Source organism: Streptomyces sp. WZ.A104, from assembly GCF_002382885.1.
Lineage (GTDB): Bacteria > Actinomycetota > Actinomycetes > Streptomycetales > Streptomycetaceae > Streptomyces.
This window is the reverse complement of sequence record NZ_NWVL01000039.1, coordinates 1-19,578: the sequence shown is the minus strand read 5'-3', so window position 1 is coordinate 19,578 and position 19,578 is coordinate 1. Positions and strand designations below refer to the sequence as shown.

At 70.2% G+C, this 19,578-nt stretch carries 20 protein-coding genes; 5 read left to right on the top strand and 15 right to left on the bottom strand.

All coding sequences use genetic code 11. The annotated features are described in order from the left end of the window. The first annotated feature begins 4 nt into the window (after positions 1 to 4). Complete coding sequence (locus CIB93_RS21135; RefSeq protein WP_096628914.1) at positions 5 to 841, top strand: MaoC/PaaZ C-terminal domain-containing protein; 837 nt, start codon at positions 5 to 7, stop codon at positions 839 to 841. Here the strand turns inward: CIB93_RS21135 and CIB93_RS21130 are convergent. Then, positions 838 to 1,458, bottom strand: a complete 621-nt coding sequence (locus CIB93_RS21130; protein WP_179500190.1) for a TetR/AcrR family transcriptional regulator — start codon at positions 1,456 to 1,458, stop codon at positions 838 to 840. The genes CIB93_RS21135 and CIB93_RS21130 overlap by 4 nt on opposite strands. Before the next feature lie 251 nt (positions 1,459 to 1,709). On the opposite strand from CIB93_RS21130, the gene CIB93_RS21125 reads away from it, so the two are divergent. After that, entirely contained in the window at positions 1,710 to 2,957 is a 1,248-nt protein-coding gene (locus CIB93_RS21125; RefSeq protein WP_096628911.1) for an alpha/beta hydrolase, read from the top strand. 83 nt (positions 2,958 to 3,040) lie between these two features. Here the strand turns inward: CIB93_RS21125 and CIB93_RS21120 are convergent, their stop codons facing one another. From CIB93_RS21120 to CIB93_RS21100, 5 genes are all read right to left on the bottom strand, one after another. After that, complete coding sequence (locus CIB93_RS21120) at positions 3,041 to 4,423, bottom strand: dicarboxylate/amino acid:cation symporter (RefSeq protein ID WP_096628910.1); 1,383 nt, start codon at positions 4,421 to 4,423, stop codon at positions 3,041 to 3,043. 403 nt (positions 4,424 to 4,826) lie between these two features. Then, a complete protein-coding gene (locus tag CIB93_RS21115) occupies positions 4,827 to 5,120 on the bottom strand; it encodes a DUF4229 domain-containing protein (RefSeq protein ID WP_096628908.1) in 294 nt (97 codons plus the stop codon). 77 nt (positions 5,121 to 5,197) lie between these two features. Continuing rightward, positions 5,198 to 5,734: a GNAT family N-acetyltransferase gene (locus CIB93_RS21110; protein WP_096628907.1), complete on the bottom strand. Its 537-nt coding sequence runs from the start codon at positions 5,732 to 5,734 to the stop codon at positions 5,198 to 5,200. A 136-nt stretch (positions 5,735 to 5,870) separates the two neighbouring features. Beyond that, complete coding sequence (gene mqnE / locus CIB93_RS21105) at positions 5,871 to 7,034, bottom strand: aminofutalosine synthase MqnE (RefSeq protein ID WP_096628905.1); 1,164 nt, start codon at positions 7,032 to 7,034, stop codon at positions 5,871 to 5,873. A 49-nt stretch (positions 7,035 to 7,083) separates the two neighbouring features. Further along, a complete protein-coding gene (locus tag CIB93_RS21100; RefSeq protein ID WP_096628904.1) occupies positions 7,084 to 7,539 on the bottom strand; it encodes an Lrp/AsnC family transcriptional regulator in 456 nt (151 codons plus the stop codon). Positions 7,540 to 7,660: 121 nt separating this feature from the next. On the opposite strand from CIB93_RS21100, the gene CIB93_RS38015 reads away from it, so the two are divergent. Beyond that, positions 7,661 to 7,807 (top strand): hypothetical protein, encoded by a 147-nt coding sequence (locus CIB93_RS38015; protein ID WP_179500185.1) that lies wholly within the window; start codon positions 7,661 to 7,663, stop codon positions 7,805 to 7,807. A 16-nt stretch (positions 7,808 to 7,823) separates the two neighbouring features. On the opposite strand, the gene CIB93_RS21095 is transcribed toward CIB93_RS38015, so the two are convergent. Next, positions 7,824 to 8,510: a UbiX family flavin prenyltransferase gene (locus CIB93_RS21095; protein ID WP_096628902.1), complete on the bottom strand. Its 687-nt coding sequence runs from the start codon at positions 8,508 to 8,510 to the stop codon at positions 7,824 to 7,826. Between the two features lie 121 nt (positions 8,511 to 8,631). On the opposite strand from CIB93_RS21095, the gene CIB93_RS21090 reads away from it, so the two are divergent. After that, positions 8,632 to 9,258: a rhomboid family intramembrane serine protease gene (locus tag CIB93_RS21090; protein ID WP_096628901.1), complete on the top strand. Its 627-nt coding sequence runs from the start codon at positions 8,632 to 8,634 to the stop codon at positions 9,256 to 9,258. Between the two features lie 35 nt (positions 9,259 to 9,293). On the opposite strand, the gene mqnP is transcribed toward CIB93_RS21090, so the two are convergent. Together mqnP and CIB93_RS21080 are read right to left on the bottom strand one after the other, a co-directional pair. Further along, positions 9,294 to 10,217, bottom strand: a complete 924-nt coding sequence (gene mqnP, locus CIB93_RS21085) for a menaquinone biosynthesis prenyltransferase MqnP (RefSeq protein ID WP_096628899.1) — start codon at positions 10,215 to 10,217, stop codon at positions 9,294 to 9,296. Then, positions 10,214 to 11,671 carry a menaquinone biosynthesis decarboxylase gene (locus CIB93_RS21080; RefSeq protein WP_096628976.1) on the bottom strand — a complete coding sequence of 486 codons (1,458 nt, stop codon included), beginning with the start codon at positions 11,669 to 11,671 and terminating at the stop codon, positions 10,214 to 10,216. The genes mqnP and CIB93_RS21080 overlap by 4 nt, the downstream gene beginning before the upstream one ends. A 143-nt stretch (positions 11,672 to 11,814) precedes the next feature. Here CIB93_RS21080 and CIB93_RS21075 point away from each other — a divergent pair, with 143 nt between their 5' ends. Then, the gene (locus tag CIB93_RS21075; protein ID WP_096628898.1) at positions 11,815 to 12,276 is read left to right on the top strand and encodes a PLD nuclease N-terminal domain-containing protein; all 462 of its coding nucleotides are present in this window, start codon (positions 11,815 to 11,817) and stop codon (positions 12,274 to 12,276) included. 91 nt (positions 12,277 to 12,367) lie between these two features. On the opposite strand, the gene ccsB is transcribed toward CIB93_RS21075, so the two are convergent. From ccsB to CIB93_RS21040, 6 genes are all read right to left on the bottom strand, one after another. Next, a complete protein-coding gene (gene ccsB, locus CIB93_RS21070) occupies positions 12,368 to 13,450 on the bottom strand; it encodes a c-type cytochrome biogenesis protein CcsB (protein ID WP_096628896.1) in 1,083 nt (360 codons plus the stop codon). After that, positions 13,447 to 15,216, bottom strand: coding sequence for a cytochrome c biogenesis protein ResB (locus CIB93_RS21065; RefSeq protein WP_096628895.1), 1,770 nt, complete (start codon positions 15,214 to 15,216; stop codon positions 13,447 to 13,449). The genes ccsB and CIB93_RS21065 overlap by 4 nt, the downstream gene beginning before the upstream one ends. Positions 15,217 to 15,220: 4 nt before the next feature. Continuing rightward, positions 15,221 to 15,943 (bottom strand): cytochrome c biogenesis CcdA family protein, encoded by a 723-nt coding sequence (locus tag CIB93_RS21060; protein ID WP_096628974.1) that lies wholly within the window; start codon positions 15,941 to 15,943, stop codon positions 15,221 to 15,223. A 37-nt stretch (positions 15,944 to 15,980) separates the two neighbouring features. Further along, positions 15,981 to 16,583 (bottom strand): TlpA disulfide reductase family protein, encoded by a 603-nt coding sequence (locus CIB93_RS21055; protein ID WP_096628893.1) that lies wholly within the window; start codon positions 16,581 to 16,583, stop codon positions 15,981 to 15,983. 67 nt (positions 16,584 to 16,650) lie between these two features. Continuing rightward, the gene (locus tag CIB93_RS21050) at positions 16,651 to 17,910 is read right to left on the bottom strand and encodes a hypothetical protein (RefSeq protein WP_096628892.1); all 1,260 of its coding nucleotides are present in this window, start codon (positions 17,908 to 17,910) and stop codon (positions 16,651 to 16,653) included. An 850-nt stretch (positions 17,911 to 18,760) separates the two neighbouring features. Then, positions 18,761 to 19,465, bottom strand: a complete 705-nt coding sequence (locus CIB93_RS21040; RefSeq protein ID WP_096628890.1) for a histidine phosphatase family protein — start codon at positions 19,463 to 19,465, stop codon at positions 18,761 to 18,763. Positions 19,466 to 19,578: the final 113 nt, after the last annotated feature.

The following is a 19,578-nucleotide window of genomic DNA, read 5'->3' as shown; positions in this document are numbered from 1 at the left end:
ACCGATGACCTCGCTCAACGCCTCACTGGTGCGCGGGGCCGTCACCTCGCCGTTCAAACGCGCCGGGCAGCCGGGCGCCACCCTGCCCGCCGACCGCCTCACCCGCCCGGCCGCGCCCCTCGCCCCCGGCCCCCTCGCCGCCTACAGCAGGATGTGCGGCTTCGCCGAGTCCGGCCCTGTGCCGCTCACGTACCCGCATGTGCTGGCCTTCCCGCTCGCCATGCGGCTGATGACAGGCAGGTCCTTCCCGCTGCCCGTCGTCGGGCTCGTCCACACCTGGATCGAGATCGCGCCGCACCGGGCCGTGCAGCCCACCGAGTCGCTCGAACTGGCCGTGTACGCAGATGGGTTGACACCTCACCGGCGAGGCACCGAGGTCACGATGGTGACCGAGGCGCGGGTGGGCGCAGAGCTGGCGTGGGAGTCCCGCAGCGGGTATCTGTCGCGGCACGGGACGACGGACACCACGGCTTCGGAGCGCTCCGCCCCGGCCGCGGGCGATCTGCCCGCCGTCGCCGAATGGCGGCTGCCCGGTGATCTCGGGCGGCGCTACGGAGCGGTCTCCGGCGACCGCAACCCGATCCACCTGTACCCGCTGACCGCCCGTCTGTTCGGCTTCCCCCGGGCCATCGCGCACGGCATGTGGACGGTGGCCCGCTGCCTGGCCGAGGCCGAGAACCCGGCCGGAATCCGTTCCGTACGGGCCGAGTTCAGGGCGCCCGTCCTGCTGCCCGCCACCGTGACGTACGCGGCCGCCCCCTCCGGCGCCGCCTTCGCGCTGCGGGGTGCGGACGGTGGGCGCGTCCACCTGGCGGGGACGCTGAGCCGGGACAGCCCTTAGGCCGTCGGGGGCTGCCAGGGGCGGGCGTGCATCAGGTTCTCCAGGCCTGCCCAGGCGAAGTTCATCAGCGTCGCCGCCGCCTCCTTCGCCGAGACGCCCGGGGTGTCGTTGGCCCAGCCCGCCAGCGACTCCGCGGCCCCCACCAGGGCCTGCGCCAGCCCCGCCACATCCCGGTCCGCGAGGGCGGGGTCACTGTGCGCCTCACGGGCGGCGGCACCGATCAGGCCCGTCACGAACGCAACGATCTCGTCCCGCATCACGACGACCTCGCTGACGAACGGCTCACCGTGCGACCGCGCCTGGCGGTGCAGCACCGCCCAGCCGTCCGGGTTCTCGGCGGTGTGGGTGAAGAACGCCCGCAGCCCCGACCACAGTTGGCGGTCGGCTGGCAGCCCCGGCTCCACGCCCGCCCGTACCGCCTCCACCAGCGACTTCGCCTCGCGCCTGATGCACGCGGAGAACAGCTCTTCCTTCGAGTTCAGGTACAGGTAGACCAACGGCTTGGAGACGCCCGCCAGCTCCGCGATCTCGTCCATCGAGGCAGCCCGGTAGCCGCGCTGCCCGAAGGTCTGCACCGCGGCGTCCATCATCTGCTGCTCGCGCACCGCGCGCGGCATCCGTTTGCTCTTCACAGCACCCACGTCCGACTTCCTCCCCACCCCATGGCCCTGCTTCCCCGGTCCTGCTCCCCGGCAAGAGTACGGCGCTGCCGGGCCCGACGCCGTACGGAGCGATCGGGTGCGGATCGGATGGCCGGTTGGCGTCGGCCGGGGGCGAGGGGGAAGCCTGCTGGGTCCTCCCGTGGTCCGACACCGGTCCACCCGGCGTCCGATGCGCACGCCCCGGACGCCCACCTAGCGTTGCGGACATGACGATCTTCCTCCGCAACCGACGACCGGCCGCGGTGGCCACAGCGGCCGTGCTGACGGCACTGGCCGCGCTGCTGGGCGCGGCCGCACCCGCCTCCGCGACCGGACCGGCCACGGCGGCAGCCTCTCCTGCGGCCTCCGCCTCAGCCCCTGCCCCCGGCGACCGCACCCCCTCCGCCCTCGCGCTCCCCCGCCCCACGGGCCCGTACGCCACCGGCCGCGACACCCTGTTCCTCACCGACCACACGCGGCCCGACCCCTGGGTGCCCTCGGCGGGGGCGCGGCAGCTGCTGGTGTCGCTGCACTACCCGGCCCGGCCCGGCAGCGGCGGCGCCCCGGCCCCGTACATGGCGGAGGAGGAGGCACGGCTCATGCTCGCGCAGCGCGGGCTGGAGGACGTCGTGCCGCCCGCCCTCGTCAGCGCCACCCGCACCCATGCCCGTACCGCCGCCCGGCCCGCCCCGGGGCGGTTCCCGCTGGTCCTGCTCTCCCCCGGGTTCGGGACGCCCCGGGCCACCCTGACCGGGCTCGCCGAGGATCTGGCGAGCCGTGGTTACGTCGTGGCGACGGCGGACCATCCGTACGAGTCGACCGGTACGCGGCTGCCCGACGGGCGGGTCCTCACCTGTGCCGCGTGCGACCGGGTGAGCGCGCAGCCCGACGACGCCGGCCGGCGGAAGGTGCTGGCCGCCGTCTCCGGCGGTCGGGCCGCCGACTTCTCGTTCCTGCTGGACCGGCTGACCGGCCCGCACGCGTCCTGGCGGTACGCCCGGACGATCGACCGGCACCGCGTCGGAATGGCGGGCCACTCCATCGGGGGCAACGCGGCCGCGTCCACCATGGCCGCCGACCGCCGTGTGGACGCGGGGGTCAACATGGACGGCACCTTCTTCGACCCGGTGCCCGCCACGGGGCTCGGCGGGCGGCCGTTCCTGATGCTGGGGGCCCACCCCGGGCACGGGCCCGGCGACGACACGTCCTGGGACGAGGGCTGGGACCGGCTGGCCGGCTGGAAGCGGTGGCTGACGGTGCGCGACGCGGGGCACTTCACGTTCACGGACACCCCGGAGATCGGTGAGCAGCTCGGCCTGGAGGACCCGGAGGCCCCGCTCTCCGCCGCCCGCTCGACCACGATCACCCGGAGCTATGTGGCCGCCTTCTTCGACCGCACCCTGCGCGGGCGGGCGGCCCCGCTGCTGAACGGCCCGGCCCCGGCCAACCCCGAAGTCCTCTTCCAGCAGCCCTGACCGTACGGAACACGACAACGCCCCCGGTCCGCGTATCTGCGTGCATACGTGGACCGGGGGCGCTGCCCCACAGGGGTGCCGGGTCACGCGGTCGCCGGGACCGCGACCTTCCGGTCGATCTGCTCCGCGTCCCGCACGTCGTCCTCCTGGCCGAAGGAGTCGATCGGGGAGCCCGAGGCCGAGTTGTACTTGTCGTGGTCGAGGATCTTCTCGCGGGCCGCGACGATGACCGGGACGACCGCCTGGCCGGCCACGTTGGTGGCGGTGCGGATCATGTCCAGGATCGGGTCGATGGCCATCAGCAGGCCGACGCCCTCCAGCGGGAGGCCCAGCGTGGACAGGGTGAGGGTCAGCATGACCGTCGCGCCGGTGAGACCGGCGGTGGCCGCCGAACCGATCACCGAGACGAAGGCGATGAGCACGTAGTCGCCGATGCCCAGCTGCACGTCGAAGATCTGCGCGATGAAGATCGCCGCCAGCGCCGGGTAGATCGCGGCGCAGCCGTCCATCTTCGTGGTCGCCCCGAACGGGACGGCGAAGGAGGTGTACTCCTTCGGAACGCCGAGGCGCTCGGTGACGCGCTGGGTGACCGGCATGGTGCCGACCGAGGAGCGGGAGACGAAGGCGAGCTGGATCGCGGGCCAGGCGCCCTTGAAGAACTGGAGCGGGTTGACCTTGGCGACCGTGGCCAGAAGCAGCGGGTAGACGCCGAACAGCACCAGGGCGCAGCCGATGTAGACGTCGGCGGTGAACGTCGCGTACTTGCCGATGAGGTCCCAGCCGTAGTCGGCGATGGCGTAGCCGATGAGGCCGACGGTGCCGATCGGGGCGAGGCGGATGACCCACCACAGGGCCTTCTGGAGGAGCTCCAGGATCGACTGGCTGAGGGTGAGGATCGGCTTGGCCTTCTCGCCGAGCTTGAGGGCGGCGATACCGGCGACGGCGGCCATGAACACGATCTGGAGCACGTTCAGCTCGGTGAACGGCGTGATCACGTTGTCCGGGACGATGCCCGTCAGGAAGTCGATCCAGCTGCCCTTGGTCTCGGAGAGCGCGCCGTCCTTCGGCGTGAGGCCGGTGCCGGAGCCCGGGTTGGTGACCAGGCCGATCGTGAGGCCGATGGCGACCGCGATCAGCGACGTGATCATGAACCAGAGCAGGGTGCGGGTCGCCAACCGGGCGGCGTTGTTGACCTTGCGGAGGTTGGTGATCGACACCAGGATCGCGAAGAACACGAGCGGAGCGACCGCCAGCTTCAGCAGCTGGACGAAGAGCGAACCGATCTCGTCGAGGGTGGTGACGAGCCAGCCGAGGTCCTGGCTGCGAGCCAGCCAGCCGAGCAGCACACCGAGGACCAGACCGGCGACGATCTGGGCCCAGAACGGGACCTTGGGTATACGGAAACCGGGGCCGGAGCCGGTGGGCTGCTCGGCCTCGGGGGCGGCGGACGCGGAGTTCGCGGACACGGACACACTCCAGTTAAGGACGCATCGGGACGTACGGGGACACCCGTACGGTCGTGCGGTGGAACGGGGACGGGGTCGCGGCGCCCGCGTCAGGGGCGGCGCCGCTGCATGATGCCGGATCAGACTTCGCGGCAACAGACCGCGGACATACAGCGGCAGAGATCGACATGCAGGCGCGCCACGAGCGGGATGCTCGCGGCATGACGGAGGCGCACAGCTGTCTTCATGCCGAATACGTTAACACTTGAACTTTGAGAACCTCAAAGCTTCTCTTTGGCTCCGAGGCGGCGCTTTCCCGCCGCACAGTGTCCGGAAAACGCCGAGGGCCCCGTGCGGGAGCGGTCTGCTCCGGCACGGGGCCCTGCGGAAAGGCGGCACGCGCGGCGCGCGCGTGTGAGGAACCTTACTGAACGGCGTCCTCGCGGGTGCGGTTGGCGTCGAGGCGCGCCTTGGTCCGGTCGACCGTGGAGACGATCTGCTCGGACAGCTCGTCGCGCTGCTTGCGCAGCAGCACATAGCTCAGGGGCGCGGAGAGGATGAGCCCGAGCAGGATCACCCAGACCATGTTGGAGCCGCCGAGCCCGGAGGGGATCAGCCCGAAGTGGACGGCGACACCGGCGACGAGGAAGCAGCCTACGAAGATCATCAGGCGCAACGCGGTGTACCGGATCATCGCGCTCGACTTGGCAGCGGACACGGCTGGCCCTCTCTTCCCATCAACTCTCTCGGCACAGTCCTGCCCGTCCAGTGAAGCACGGCCCGGATTCTCTCGGTTCAGGGGGCTGCCGGGCCGAGCGGGAGCAGCATGATGATGTCGTCGCGGTCGTCGCCGGGGGCGAGCCGGATCGCGTCCGGAACCCGGCCGACCTCCTTGTAGCCGCAGGCTGCGTAGAAGCTGTCGTTCCCGGTGCCGCCCCGGCAGGTGAGGCGGATGGCTTCGATGCCGTCGATGGAGCGCGCGGCGTCGGCGGCGGCCGTCATCAGGTCGCGACCGTACCCCTTGCCCTGGAGGCGGGGGTGGACCATCACGGTGTAGAGCATCAGCCAGTGCTGGTGCAGCCGGTGGTCGTTCAGGGTGAGGAAGGCGGTGGCGACGACGGCACCGTCCTCGTCCCGGCCGACCAGCAGCCGGACGCGGCCCTTCTCGATGGCGGCGAGGTGCTTGAGCAGATCGGGCCGGATCTCCTCGGGGGTGACGGGCGCCACGAAGCCGACGGCGCCGCCCGCGTTGGTGACATCGGCCCACAGGGCGGTGATGCCGTCGCGCAGGGCGGGCGTGAACGCGGGATCCAGCTCGAAGGTAAGTGCCATAGGGCAAGATTAACCATTACGCGATCGGCATCTCAACCCTTTCCGCCCCGCGAACAGGGACGCGCTCGGGAACGCGGACAAGCCCCGGCCGAGGACAGCGGCCGGGGCTTGCGGGGACGAGCAGGGGGCGTGCGCCTCAGACCCGCATCGGCTGCGGGGACTCGCGCCGGTCCGCGTCGGGGCCCGGGTACTCGCGCAGGATCTCGTACCGGGTGTTCCGCTCCACCGGCCGGAAACCGGCGTCGCGGATCAGGTCCAGCAGGTCCTCACGGCCGAGCTTGTTCGGCGTACCGAAGTCGTCGGCGTCGTGCGTGATCTTGTACTCGACGACCGAGCCGTCCATGTCGTCCGCGCCGTGCTGGAGGGCGAGCTGGGCGGTCTGCACACCGTGCATCACCCAGAACACCTTGACGTGCGGCACGTTGTCGAACAGCAGCCGGGAGACCGCGAAGGTCTTCAGCGCCTCGGCGCCGGTCGCCATCGTCGTCCGCGCCTGGAGCTTGTTGCGGACCTTGCCGTCCTTCATGTCGACGAAGTCGTGCTGGTAGCGCAGCGGGATGAAGACCTGGAAGCCGCCGGTCTCGTCCTGCATCTCGCGCAGCCGCAGCACGTGGTCGACGCGGTGCCGGGGCTCCTCGATGTGCCCGTACAGCATCGTCGAGGGGGTCTTGAGCCCCTTCTCGTGCGCGAGGCGGTGGATGCGCGACCAGTCCTCCCAGTGGGTGCGGTGGTCGACGATGTGCTGGCGGACCTCCCAGTCGAAGATCTCCGCGCCGCCGCCGGTCAGCGATTCGAGACCGGCCTCGATCAGCTCGTCGAGGATCTCGGAGGCGGTGAGGCCGGAGATCGTCTCGAAGTGATGGATCTCCGTCGCCGTGAACGCCTTCAGCGCGACGTTCGGCAGGGCTTCCTTCAGCGCGCTGAGCGAGCGCGGGTAGTAGCGCCACGGCAGGGAGGGGTGGAGTCCGTTGACGATGTGCAGCTCGGTGAGGTTCTCGCCCTCCATCGCCTTGGCGAGGCGGACGGCCTCCTCGATGCGCATCGTGTACGCGTCCTTCTCGCCCGGCTTGCGCTGGAACGAGCAGTACGCGCACGAGGCGGTGCACACGTTGGTCATGTTGAGGTGACGGTTGACGTTGAAGTGCACCACGTCGCCGTTCTTGCGCGTGCGCACCTCGTGCGCCAGCCCGCCGAGCCACGCCAGGTCGTCGGACTCGTAGAGGGCGATCCCGTCCTCGCGGGTCAGCCGCTCGCCGGCCCGGACCTTCTCCTCCAGCTCGCGCTTGAGTCCCGCGTCCACTAGGGCGCCTCCCATATCTCCGTACAACAGACTCCGCCCAACGGTACGCCTACGACTCCTCGGGAAGTTCCCCGACCCGGTTCTCCCACTTGGTGGAGAGCACGATCGTGGTACGGGTCCGGGAGACGCCCTTCGTCCCGCTCAGGCGGCGGATCGTCTTCTCCAGACCGTCCACGTCTCCGATGCGCACCTTGAGCATGTACGAGTCGTCGCCCGCGATGAACCAGCAGTCCTCGATCTCCGCGAGGTCCTTCAGCCGGCGCGCCACGTCCTCGTGGTCGGCGGCGTCCGAGAGCGAGATCCCGATGAGCGCGGTGACTCCGAGCCCCAGCGAGGCGGAGTCGACGGTGGCGCGGTAACCGGTGATGACACCGGCGGTTTCCAGCCGATTGATGCGGTCGGTGACGCTGGGGCCGGAGAGCCCCACGAGCCGCCCCAGCTCGGCGTACGAGGCCCTGCCGTTCTCCCTGAGGGCCTGGATGAGCTGCCTGTCCACCGCGTCCATATGCCTGAAACCTTCCATTGTTCAGCAGTACCGCGAGTTTACGTGTAGAATCTAAGGCATGCAGGGCTTCGACCCTGCAAATCTTCTAGAACATCCAAGAAACGCTTTCGAATCTTCAGGAGTGAACTTCACCGTGTACACGATCGAGATGGCCTACGCCCGGATGCGCGAGCTGCAGGACCTGGCCAACCGCTCGCGTGCCCACCAGCCCGCCGCCGCCCACCGCGTCGACAAGACCCGCGCCCCGCGCCCGTCCAAGAAGCGCTGACCCGGCCGACCCGGACCTACAGGTCCTGAGCGCTGCGGGAGCCGCCACCGAGCTCTCCTTCCCAGCGGCGGTACAGCCGGTGCGGCACGCCTGCCGCGTCCAGCACCCGCCCCGCGACGAAGTCCACCAGGTCCTGGATGTGCGTCGCGCCCGCGTAGAACGCCGGAGAGGCGGGCAGCACGACCGCGCCCGCCTCGTCCAGGGCCACCATCTGCTTCAGCGTCTGGCCGCTCAGCGGGGTCTCGCGCACCGCGACGACGAGCGGGCGGCGCTCCTTGAGCGTCACGCTCGCGGCCCGCTGGAGCAGATCCTTCGACAGACCGAGCGCCACTCCGGCCACACAGGCCGTCGAGGCCGGCACGATGAGCATCCCCTTCGCGGGGTACGACCCGGAGGACGGCCCGGCCGCCAGATCCCCGGCGGGCCAGTGGCGTACGCGCTCCAGCTCCGCGCCGCCCACCGCGAACGCGTCCGGCTTCCCGTCCGCGCCCCGCGCCAGCCAGGTTGCGAGGTCCTCGCGCCAGTGCCCGTCCCGGAAAGCGATGGCGGTCTCGTCCAGCAGGGTGAGCCGCGAGGCCCGGCTCACCACCAGATCGACGCTCTCGCCGGCCGCGAGAAGCCCGCGCAGCACGGCCGCCGCGAACGGGGTCCCCGAAGCGCCGGACACCCCGACAATCCAAGGCCGCCGCTGTTGATGAGTCACTGATGTCCCGGATTCCACATCTGCGAGCCTATCCGGCGCACCGCGGCGCCCCGCACCCGGAACCGGGCGGCGGCCCCGGACGTTCAACGGATGACGGGCAACCCGGGGGCAGGGGCAGACCATGGGCGATTACTGGACCACCGGCCGCGACACGAGTTCCGCCACGACCGGCGGCGCACGCGCGCTGACCGCAGGCATCCTGATGGTGAGCTGGGTGGCCCTGCTCTGGCTGCTCGAAGGCATCGACGTGATGACCGGGCACGCCCTGGACACCTACGGCATCAGCCCCCGCGAGATCGCGGAGCTGCGCGATGTGGTGCCCGCCGCCTTCCTGCACAGCGGCTGGGAGCATGTCGCCTCCAACAGCGTCCCGCTGCTGGTCCTCGGCTTCATAGCCGCCCTGGGCGGGCTGCGCCGGTTCGCCGCCGTCGTCGCGACGATCATCGTGATCAGCGGCGTCGGCGTCTGGCTGACCGCCCCGGCGTACACGGTGACGCTCGGCGCGTCCGGCGTCGTCTTCGGGCTGCTGGGCTATCTGCTGGTCCGGGGCTTCGTGGACCGCCGCCCCTGGGACGTCCTCATAGGCATCGGCGTCGCCGTGGTCTACGGCTCCCTGCTGTGGGGCGTCCTGCCCACCGACTCGGGCGTCAGCTGGCAGGGGCACCTGTTCGGCCTGGCCGGCGGAGTGGCGGCGGCCTTCTTCTTCCGCCGCCCGCCCGGGCCCCGGGACAACCTGGTCACGGTCTGAGAAGCCTCACGGGGTAACGCCCTACAGGTGAGGCCTCACGGGGTGAGGCCGCGCACCAGCAGGTCCAGCAGCGCGCAGGCGAAGAGCGCGATGCCGATGAAGCCGTTCACCGAGAAGAACGCACGGTTCAGCCGGGACAGGTCGTGCGGCCGCACGACGCGGTGCTCGTAGACGAACGCCACCGCGACGATCACCATGCCCGTCCAGTAGAAGAACTCGGCGTCCGTGGCCAGCCCGAACCAGACCAGCAGCCCGGTCGTGATCACATGACAGACCCGCGCACCCCAGAGCGCGGCCGGGATGCCGAAGCGGGCCGGGAAGGACAGCACCCCGTGGGCCCGGTCGGCCTGGACGTCCTGGCAGGCGAAGATCAGGTCGAAGCCGCCGATCCAGATCCCCACGGCGAGCCCGAGGATCACCGCGTCCCACGACCAGCTGCCGGTCACCGCGAGCCACGCGCCGACCGGCCCGATGGCCTGCGCGAGGCCCAGGATCGCGTGCGGGAAGTTCGTGAACCGCTTGCCGTACGGGTAGACCACCATCGGCACGACGGCCAGCGGCGCGAGCGCCAGGCAGAGCGGGTTGAGCAGGGCGGCGGCGCCGAGGAAGACGGCGAGCGCGACGAGCGCCCCGGTCCACGCGGACTTCACCGACACCGCACCGGTCACCAGCTCCCGGCCCGCGGTGCGCGGGTTACGGGCGTCGATCTCCCGGTCGATGATCCGGTTGGCGGCCATCGCGAAGGTCCGCAGCCCCACCATCGCCAGCGTGACGAGCAGCAGGACACCCCAGCCGATGGTGCCGTCCAGCCGGAACATCGCGGTCAGCGCGGCGATGTAGGCGAAGGGCAGCGCGAAGACCGAGTGCTCGATCATCACGAGCCGGAGGAACGACTTGACCTTGCTGCCCGAGGGCGCGGAACCGGGTACGGACGCCGCCGCCTCCGCCGCGCTGCTCACAGCCCGTACTCCTTCCAGCGGCGGTCGACCTTCGCCGCCGTCTCCGGGTCGGAGACGACCATCTCCGGCCAGCCCCCGTCCCGGGTGTAGCCCTCCGTGGGCAGCTTCCGGGTGGCGTCGATGCCCGCCTTGCCGCCCCAGAACTGCTGGTACGAGGCGTGGTCCAGGTGGTCGACCGGGCCTTCGACGACCGTGAGGTCACGGGCGTAGTCGGTGTTGCCGAGCGCCCGCCAGGCGACCTCGTTCAGATCGTGGACGTCGCAGTCCGCGTCCACCACCACGATCAGCTTGGTCAGCGACATCATGTGCGCGCCCCAGATCGCGCTCATCACCTTCTGGGCGTGCTTCGGGTACTTCTTGTCGATCGAGACGATCGCGCAGTTGTGGAAGCTCGCCGACTCCGGCAGGTGGTAGTCCACGATGTCCGGCACGACGATCTTCAGCAGCGGCAGGAAGAACCGCTCCGTGGCCCGGCCCAGCGGCCCGTCCTCGGTCGGCGGGCGGCCCACCACGATGGACTGGAGCAGCGGCCGCTTGCGCATGGTGACGCAGTCGATGGTCAGCGCGGGGAACGGTTCCTGCGGGGTGTAGAAGCCGGTGTGGTCCCCGAACGGGCCCTCGGGGAGCATCTCGCCCGGTTCCAGCCAGCCCTCGATGACGACCTCCGCCTGCGCGGGGACCTGGAGCGGCACGGTCTTGCAGTCGACCATCTCGATCCGCTTGCCCTGGATGAACCCGGCGAAGAGATATTCGTCGATGTCCCCGGGCAGCGGGGCGGTGGAGGCGTACGTCACGGCGGGCGGGCAGCCGAACGCGATGGCGACGGGCAGCCGCTCGCCGCGCCGGGCGGCGACCTGGTAGTGGTTGGCGCTGTCCTTGTGGATCTGCCAGTGCATCCCGATGGTGCGCTTGTCGTGGCGCTGGAGCCGGTAGAGACCCAGGTTCCGTACGCCGTTCTCGGGGTGCTTCGTGTGGGTCAGGCCCAGGTTGAAGAACGATCCGCCGTCCTCGGGCCAGGTGAACAGCGCGGGCAGCCGGTCCAGGTCGACGTCGTCGCCGGTCAGTACCACTTCCTGGACCGGCGCGTCGGAGGACTTCACCTTCTTCGGCGGCACGTGCACCATCGAGCCGAGCTTCCCGAAGGCCTCCCGCACCCCGACGAAGCCATGCGGCAGCTCCGGCTTGAGCAGCCCGCCGATCTTGTCGCTGATCTCGCTGTACGACTTCAGCCCGAGCGCCTTGAGCAGGCGCCGGTCGGTGCCGAAGACGTTCATGGCCAGGGGCATCGAGGACCCCTTGACGTTCTCGAACAACAGGGCGGGGCCGCCGGCCTTGTTGACCCGGTCGACGATCTCACCGACTTCCAGGTGGGGGTCGACCTCGACCTTGATGCGCTTGAGATCACCGTCGCGTTCGAGAGCCCGGAGCAGGGAGCGAAGATCGTCGTAAGCCATGCGGTCCAGTTTGTCATCCCCGCCCGCGCCGCCCCGCCCGGGCTCCCCGCCGACGGGCCCCGGATCCTCGGCGCGGAGCCGGTACCCTGGCCGCGACACCGGGGACGCATCTCGCCCCACCGCCACTTCCTGGGGGACGCACCATGAGAGCCCTGATGATCCTCGTGCCGATGGCTCTGATGATCTACGCCTTCATCGACTGCCTGAACACCCCCGAGGAGGAGACGAAGCACCTGCCGAAGATCGCCTGGGTCTTCATCATCCTGCTTTTCTGGGTCGTCGGCTCGATCGGCTGGATCGCGGCCGGAAAGGTGCGGCACGGGGCGGCCGGGGTCGGCGCGCCCTCCTCGTGGCAGCGCGGCAGGCGGACGCAGTGGGTGGCCCCGGACGACAACCCCGACTTCCTGAAGTCGCTCAAGGGTGACAGCCCGAAGGGCGACAGCGGCAAGGACGACGGCGGCGGGGGCGGGAAGGACGCCGCCGAGCCGAAGACTCCGCAGCCGGAGGCGCCGCGGCCGGACGCGGAGAGCGACGCCGAGAAGGACCGCATCCGCCGCGAACGCAGCACGGGCCCCGACGACACGGCCCCGCCCGCCACGCCCTGACCTGGCGGGGTACGGCACCGGAGACACGGAACGGCCCCCGGGAGGACCCGCGTCCTCCCGGGGGCCGTTCTCCGTTGCGGCGGGACGGGCCTCAGACCCCCGCGTAGGAGTGCAGGCCGGAGACGAAGATGTTCACGCCGTAGTAGTTGAACAGCCAGCAGGCGAAGGCGACGAGGGCCAGGTAGGCGGCCTTGCGGCCCTTCCACCCGGCCGTGGCGCGGGCGTGCAGGTAAGCGGCGTAGGCGACCCAGGTGATGAAGGACCAGACCTCCTTGGGGTCCCAGCCCCAGTACCGGCCCCAGGCGTCGCCCGCCCAGATCGCGCCGGCGATGATCGTGAACGTCCACAGCGGGAAGACCGCCGCATTGATCCGGTACGCGAACTTGTCCAGCGAGGACGCCGACGGCAGCCGCTCCAGGACGGAGGTGGCGAACTTCCCGGGCGTGCCGCCGGATGCGAGCTTGGTCTCGTAGCTGTCGCGGAAGAGGTAGAGGACCGTGCCGACCGCGCCGAGGTAGAAGACGGCGCCGCAGATGATGGCGGTCGAGACGTGGATCCACAGCCAGAACGAGTCCAGCGCGGGTACCAGCTGGTCGCTGTCGGTGTAGAGGACCGTCGTCGCGAGGCCGAGGTCCAGCAGGACCGTGGTGACCAGCGGAAGGCCGATCCAGCGGGCGTTCTTCCCCAGCGCGAGCAGCACCAGGTAGGAGCCGACCGCCACGGTGGAGAAGGTGATCGAGAACTCGTACATGTTGGCCCAGGGGGCCCGCTGTACGGAGAGGGCGCGGGTGAGGACGCCGCCCGCCTCGACGAGGAACGCCACCACGGTCAGCGAGACCGCGATCCGCCCCCACAGGTCGCCCTTGAACGTACCGCCCGCCGCCCCCGGGCCGTCGGGCACGTCCCGCGCACCGGAGACCGCGCGGGTGACGACCTTGGGCCGCTCCAGCACGGCCGTACCGCCGGCCTGCGCGCTCACGGGGGAAGCGTCGGCGGAAGCACCGGCTCCGGAGCCGGACAGTGCGGCGGCGGTGCGGCCGACCTTGCTGCGGCTGCCGAGGACCCACTCCGCGATGTGCGCGAAGAAGGCCAGGGTGTAGACGGCCATCGACGAATAGACCAGCACATTGCTGATATCCGCCAGGCTCTGGTTGGTCGCGGCGGCGAGATTCACTTCTCAGCCCCTTCGGCAGGTGCTTCGGCAGGGTGTACGGGCCGGCTCCCGGCCTCGTGGGTGGCGTCGGGCGCGGCAGGTTTCTCCTGGGCGACCGGCGCCGTCGTGATCAGGGCGGCCGCGAGGTCGCCCAGTTCCTGGGGGAGCCGCGCGGACTCGCTGCGGCCCAGGCCCGCCATCTCCACGACGGTGACGCCGTCCGCGCCCCGGACCGCCCGCACCCACACCCGGCGGCGCTGGATGAACAGCGATCCGGCGAGTCCGGCGATGGCGGCGACGGATCCGGTGAGCGCCCAGCCGTTGCCCGGCTGCTGCGAGATCTGGAAGCTGGCCCACTCCTCGACGCCCTCGAAGGTGATCGATCCGGCGCCGTCGGACAGTTCCAGCTTCTCGCCGGGCATCAGCATCTTCTTGAGCAGTTCGCCGTCCTCGTCCTTGAACTGCTTCATCTTGGACGTGTCGAGCTGGTAGACGTTCTGCGCGAGACCGGAGTCGACGCCCAGGGAGCCGTGGTAGGCGCTGAGCGCCAGCACCGGGAACTGCAGGCCCGGGAACTGCGAGAACATCTGGCCCTTGCCCTGCCCCGCGAAGGTCGGCACGAAGAACGCCTTGAAGCCCAGCTGGGTCTTCTCGCCGGTCTTGTCCCGGTAGCCGTCCATCACCTTGATCGCGCCGGTCGAGGTGATGTTGTTGTCGATCGGCAGCAGCGGCACGGCGCTGCGCGAGACGACCTCGCCCTTGGCGTCCCGGACGGTGACGACGGGCGCGTAGCCGTGGGCGATCAGATAGACCTTGGTGCCGTCCACGACGAGCGGCTCGTTGACCTTGATGACGGCCTTGCGCTCGGGCCCCTCGGCTCCCTCGGTGTACGTCACCCGGGCCTCGAAGGTCCGCGGGGTGCCGCGCTGGGGGCCGCTCTCCTCGTACGTACCGACGAACTCGTCGAGCACGAAGCTGAACGGGGCCAGCGAGTCGGAGTCGTACAGCGAGCCGGACCTGAAGTCGTCGTACTGGGTGAGCGTGTTGGAGAACCCGTCGCCCTCGACGATCAGCTTGCCGCCCTCGGACTTGAAGAGCTGGCCCGCGGCGAAGGCGATCAGCATCACGATCAGGGCGAGGTGGAAGACCAGGTTCCCGGCCTCGCGGAGGTAGCCCTTCTCGGCGGCGACCGCGTCGCCCACCTCGTGCGAGCGGAACCGACGCCCGCGCAGGGCCAGGAGGGCCGCCTCGCGGACCTCCTCGGGCTCCGCCTCGGTGCGCCAGGTGGTGTAGGCGGGCAGCCGGGTCAGCCGCTTCGGGGCGCCCGGCGGGCGGCTGCGCAGCTGGCCGACGAACTGGCCGGTGCGCGGCACGATGCAGCCGATGAGCGAGACGAACAGCAGGATGTAGATCGCGGAGAACCACACCGAGCTGTAGACGTCGAAGAGCTGGAGCTTCTCGTAGATCGGGGTGAGCGTGGCGTGCTGGTCCTTGAAGGCCTGCACCTTCACCTCGTCGACGCTGGTCTGCGGGATCAGCGATCCCGGAATCGCGCCGAGGGAGAGCAGGAAGAGCAGGATCAGCGCGACCCGCATCGAGGTGAGCTGGCGCCAGAACCAGCGGGCCCAGCCGATCACCCCCATCGCGGGCACACCGGCCCCGGTGTCGGTCTCCGGCCGCTCCTCGCGGGGTGCGGTGGAGAGCCGGTCGCCGGCCGCGCCGTGGGCGGACCCCTGCTCCCCCTCGTCCGCGCGCTCCCGCTCGTCGGTGCTGTTCGCGTTGCTCATGAACTCAGATCCCCACAACGAAGCCGCTGGACCAGCTCTGCATCTGCTGCATGAGCGTGGCCCACGCCCCGGTCAGCAGCAGGATTCCGGTCACGATCATCATGCCGCCGCCGATCCGCATGACCCAGGCGTAGTGGCGCTTGACCCAGCCGAACGCGCCGAGCGCCTTGCGGAAGGCGACCGCGGCCAGAACGAACGGGACGCCGAGTCCGAGACAGTACGCGACGGTCAGTATCGCGCCGCGCCCGGCGGTGCCCTCGTTGAACGCGAGCGTGCTCACGGCGGCGAACGTCGGGCCCATGCAGGGCGTCCAGCCGATCCCGAAGAGGGCACCCAGCAGCGGCGCGCCCGCCAGTCCGCTCACCGGCCGCTTGTGGATGCGGAACTCGCGCTGCGTCACGCCCGGCAGGAAGCCCATGAAGAAGACCCCCATGAGGATCATCAGCACGCCGAGGACCTTGTTGATCACCTCGGCGTGCATCTGGAGCTCCCGGCCGAAGAAGCCGAACAGCGCCCCGCCCGAGACGAAGACGACGGTGAAGCCGAGGACGAAGAGCGTGGCGCCCGTCACGATCCGGCCGCGCCGGGCCTCGGCCAGGTCGGTGCCGGTGACCCCGGTGACGTAACTCAGATAGCCGGGGACGAGCGGCAGCACACAGGGCGAGAAGAAGGAGACGAGACCGGCCAGCAGCGCGATGGGCAGGGACACCAGCAGGGTCCCGCTCATCACGGTCTCGTTGGCCGCGGCGAGCGTGGTCACCTGATCACTTCTCCGCGATGATCGGGTCGATCATCTTGTGCAGCTCGTCAGCGTCGAGCGCCTGGAGCGTGCGGGCCGCGATCTTCCCGTCCCGGTCGATGACCACGGTGGACGGGATGGCCTGCGGGTTCAAGGTGCCCTTGGGGAAGCGGAGGATGAGCTTGCCGATCGGGTCGAAGAAGCTCGGGTAGGTGATCCCGTAGTCCTTCTCGAAGTTCACCGCGGCGTCCCGCTGGGCGTCCCGGGTGTTTATCCCCACGAACTGGACGCCCTGGTCCTTCGTCTCCTCGGAGACCTTGGCGAAGTACTTCGCCTCAAGTCGGCAGGGGCCGCACCAGGAGCCCCAGACGTTGAGGACGATGACCTTGCCCCGGTAGTCGGCGAGGTCGAGCGGCTTGCCGTCCAGCCCGTTGCCCGCCAGCTTCGGAGCCGCGACCCGCTCGCTCCTGGCGACGGTGGAGATACCCCCGCTGCCGGCGACGAAGTTGGTGTTGCCGCCACCCCCGGCCCTGTTGCCGTCCCCGCACGCGGACAGCGTCAGGGCACCGGCCACGGCGGTGGCGGCGAGCAGGGTGAAGCGGCGTCGGGACGCGCGGCCAAAGCTCATGTGAAAAGTTTCGCATGGCAGTTCCGGCGATCTCCCGCGCCCCCCTCAGTGCCCGTAAAGCCCCTTGTCAAGCTTGTTTAAAGAAGGAGTTCCAGCCACCGGCGGGCGACTGTCCGACGTCCAGCGTGCGGAGCTTGGCGAGCACGGCGGGGTCCTGGACGTCGAGCCAGTCGACGAACTGCCGGAACGAGACGAGGCGCACGTCCTCCTTGCCCGCGACTTTCTTGATCACTTCTTCTACGGCGTCCATGTAGATGCCGCCGTTCCACTCCTCGAAGTGGTTGCCGATGAAGAACGGTGCGCGATTCGACGCGTACGCGCGCTGGAAACCGGCGAGATAGGCCCCGGTCGCCTGGGTGCGCCAGCCGGGATAACGCGAGGGCATGCCCTTCGTCGAATTCTTCGACTGATTGGCGAGGATGTTGTAGTCCATCGAGAGCACCTCGAAGGAGTGCCCGGGGAACGGCATCGCCTGGAGCGGGAGGTCCCAGATCCCGCCGCGCTTCACGGGCCAGGTCTGGCGGCCGCCGGGCGAGCTGGCGTCGTAGCGCCAGCCCAGCTTCTTCGCGGTCGGCAGCAGATTGTCCTGGCCGAGCAGGCAGGGGGTGCGGCCGCCGACCAGTTCCTTGCGGTAGTCGAACGGGAGCGGGTCCTCGTTCTCCCAGCCGGTGTTGGTCCGCCATTCCGTGACGAAGGACACAGCCTGATCGATCTCGCTGCGCCATTGGGCGGGCGTCCAGCGCTCCACCGATCCGGAACCGCCGCAGAAATGGCCGTTGAAGTGTGTGCCGATCTCATGACCGTCGAGCCACGCCTGACGCACGTACTTCAGCGTGTCCTTGACGTGGCCGTCGGTGAGATAGCCGATGTCGGAAGCGCCGCGGGGATTGTTCGGCGGACGGTAGAGGGATTTCTTCGACTCGGGCAGGAGATAGATCCCGGAGAGGAAGAAGGTCATGGCCGCGTCGTGTTCCTTGGCCAGGTCGAGAAAGCGCGGGAAGAGACCGTTGCCGACCTCGCCCGCACCGTCCCAGGAAAAGATCACGAACTGCGGGGGCTTCTGGCCGGGTTCGAGCGGAACGGGCGCGGAGGGCTGGTGCGGCTGCTTGCCGGTGTCGGCGGTGGAGCCGTCACCGATCAGCCGGACCCTGTCCTTCGGAGAACCGTTTCCGCCCCCGTTGCCTCCGGTGCCCGTGTCCCCCTTGCCGCCGCCCTGACCGGACCTGTCGCCTCCGGAGGAACCCGAGGCCCCGCAGCCGGCGAGTCCGATCGCGGCCGCGGCCCCGAGTCCGGCTCCGAGCAGCCCCCTTCGATTGATGTCGCGCATGCCGTCCCCATCTGCGGTCGTTTTATCTCAAGGACATACAAACTACTGAAGGGTTAGATGAGGTGGTCAACACGACGGTTCCGCACATTTAAGGACTTTCTTTACGCTTTACCTTGCTGTCCGGCCCTGTCACCGCTGTCCGGCCCCGTCACCTTGCGCCCACTCCTGCGGAAGGACGCGCTGGGAGGCCCGTGCCGTTCCGGTCACCGCCCGAGCACATGTCCGGGAGTCGCCCCGCCGTTCGACTTCCCCGTCCCGGGGAGCTCATGCGCCCTGACCGCCGTCCCTCGCGGGGCGCCCCTGGCGGAAGGCCTCCACCAGCGTGTCGGCCAGGAACCCCTGCCAACAGGCGTGGTCGCGGCCGCCGTTGTGGGTATCACGGGTGACCCGGTGCCCCGGGCGCGCAGTACGGATACGAGGGCCTCGCCGTGTTCGGCCGACGCGGTCCCGTCGTGCGGTCCGATGTCGAGGTGGACGATGCCGCCGGGCTCCCAGCCCCCGGCCGCCGGGCCGCCATCCCGGTGAGAGCGACGGACCGCCGGCGCACCGGCAGGCGATGGAGGTTGAGCGGGTCGGCGACGCCGTGCGCCGGCAGCGCCGGCAGCAGCCGCTGAAGCCGTACGGGATCGGTGGGCGCGCCACAGGAAGGTGACGGCGCGATGGCCGGGATCGCCGTCGAGCGGTTCGACGAGGGGGTGCCGGTGCGGGCGGCCGCAGCCCAGGACTTGACCTGCCTTCGCGTTCGGTGCGCTTTCCCGCCGCACCCGGCAACGAGGACGGGACCGGCCGCCGCAGCTCGCGGCAGCCGGTCCCGTGACGTCCGATCTCGTCGGCCCCCGGAGGCGTCGGGCTACGCCCCGAACGCCTTGGACTGCCCCGGCTTCCCCTTCACCGGCTTGGCCCCAGCCAGCAGATGCGCGGGCACCAGGTCCCGGGCGGGCTCCGAGTAGCCGACCGAGACGATCGTGTCGCCCCGGTAGGTGAAGCTGGTCAGCGAGGCCAGCGTGCACTGGCGCTTGCGCGGGTCGTGCCAGAGCCGTCGGCGCTCCACGAAGGAGCGGACGATCCAGATCGGCAGCTGGTGGCTGACGCAGACCGCCTCGTGCCCGCGCGCCGCGTCCTTGGCGGCGTCGAGCGCACCCATCATGCGGACGACCTGCTCGACGTACGGCTCACCCCAGGACGGCTTGAACGGGTTGGTGAGGTGCTTCCAGTTCTCCGGCTTGCGCAGCGCCCCGTCACCGACGCCGAAGGTCTTGCCCTCGAAGACGTTGGCGGCCTCGATCAGCCGGGCGTCGGTGGCCAGGTCCAGGCCGTGCGCCTTGGCGACCGGGGCGGCCGTCTCCTGGGCGCGCTCCAGCGGGGAGGCGACGACATGGGTGATGTCGCGCCGCTCCAGGTGCTCGGAGACCCGGTCGGCCATCTTCCGGCCGAGGTCGGAGAGGTGGTAGCCGGGGCGCCGGCCGTAGAGGACGCCCTCGGGGTTGTGCACCTCGCCGTGACGGACCAGGTGCACCACGGTCAGCTGCTCGTCGCGGCCGGCGTTGTCGCTCATGCGGTCCTACCTTGTTCGTGGGTTGGACGGGCCGTCGTAAGGTCCAGAGACCCAGAGACGCCGGGTATGGCTTTCATGCGGTTGCCCTTGATGGTTCTGGCCACCTGGCCGCC

Coding starts and splice junctions, on each gene's coding strand:
- CIB93_RS21135 (WP_096628914.1), top strand. CDS start 5: ATGACCTCGCTCAACGCCTCACTGGTGCGCGGGGCCGTCACCTCGCCG.
- CIB93_RS21130 (WP_179500190.1), bottom strand. CDS start 1,458: ATGCCGCGCGCGGTGCGCGAGCAGCAGATGATGGACGCCGCGGTGCAG.
- CIB93_RS21125 (WP_096628911.1), top strand. CDS start 1,710: ATGACGATCTTCCTCCGCAACCGACGACCGGCCGCGGTGGCCACAGCG.
- CIB93_RS21110 (WP_096628907.1), bottom strand. CDS start 5,734: ATGGCACTTACCTTCGAGCTGGATCCCGCGTTCACGCCCGCCCTGCGC.
- CIB93_RS21100 (WP_096628904.1), bottom strand. CDS start 7,539: ATGGACGCGGTGGACAGGCAGCTCATCCAGGCCCTCAGGGAGAACGGC.
- CIB93_RS21090 (WP_096628901.1), top strand. CDS start 8,632: ATGGGCGATTACTGGACCACCGGCCGCGACACGAGTTCCGCCACGACC.
- CIB93_RS21080 (WP_096628976.1), bottom strand. CDS start 11,671: ATGGCTTACGACGATCTTCGCTCCCTGCTCCGGGCTCTCGAACGCGAC.
- CIB93_RS21075 (WP_096628898.1), top strand. CDS start 11,815: ATGAGAGCCCTGATGATCCTCGTGCCGATGGCTCTGATGATCTACGCC.
- CIB93_RS21065 (WP_096628895.1), bottom strand. CDS start 15,216: ATGAGCAACGCGAACAGCACCGACGAGCGGGAGCGCGCGGACGAGGGG.
- CIB93_RS21060 (WP_096628974.1), bottom strand. CDS start 15,943: ATGAGCGGGACCCTGCTGGTGTCCCTGCCCATCGCGCTGCTGGCCGGT.
- CIB93_RS21055 (WP_096628893.1), bottom strand. CDS start 16,583: ATGAGCTTTGGCCGCGCGTCCCGACGCCGCTTCACCCTGCTCGCCGCC.
- CIB93_RS21050 (WP_096628892.1), bottom strand. CDS start 17,910: ATGCGCGACATCAATCGAAGGGGGCTGCTCGGAGCCGGACTCGGGGCC.
- CIB93_RS21040 (WP_096628890.1), bottom strand. CDS start 19,465: ATGAGCGACAACGCCGGCCGCGACGAGCAGCTGACCGTGGTGCACCTG.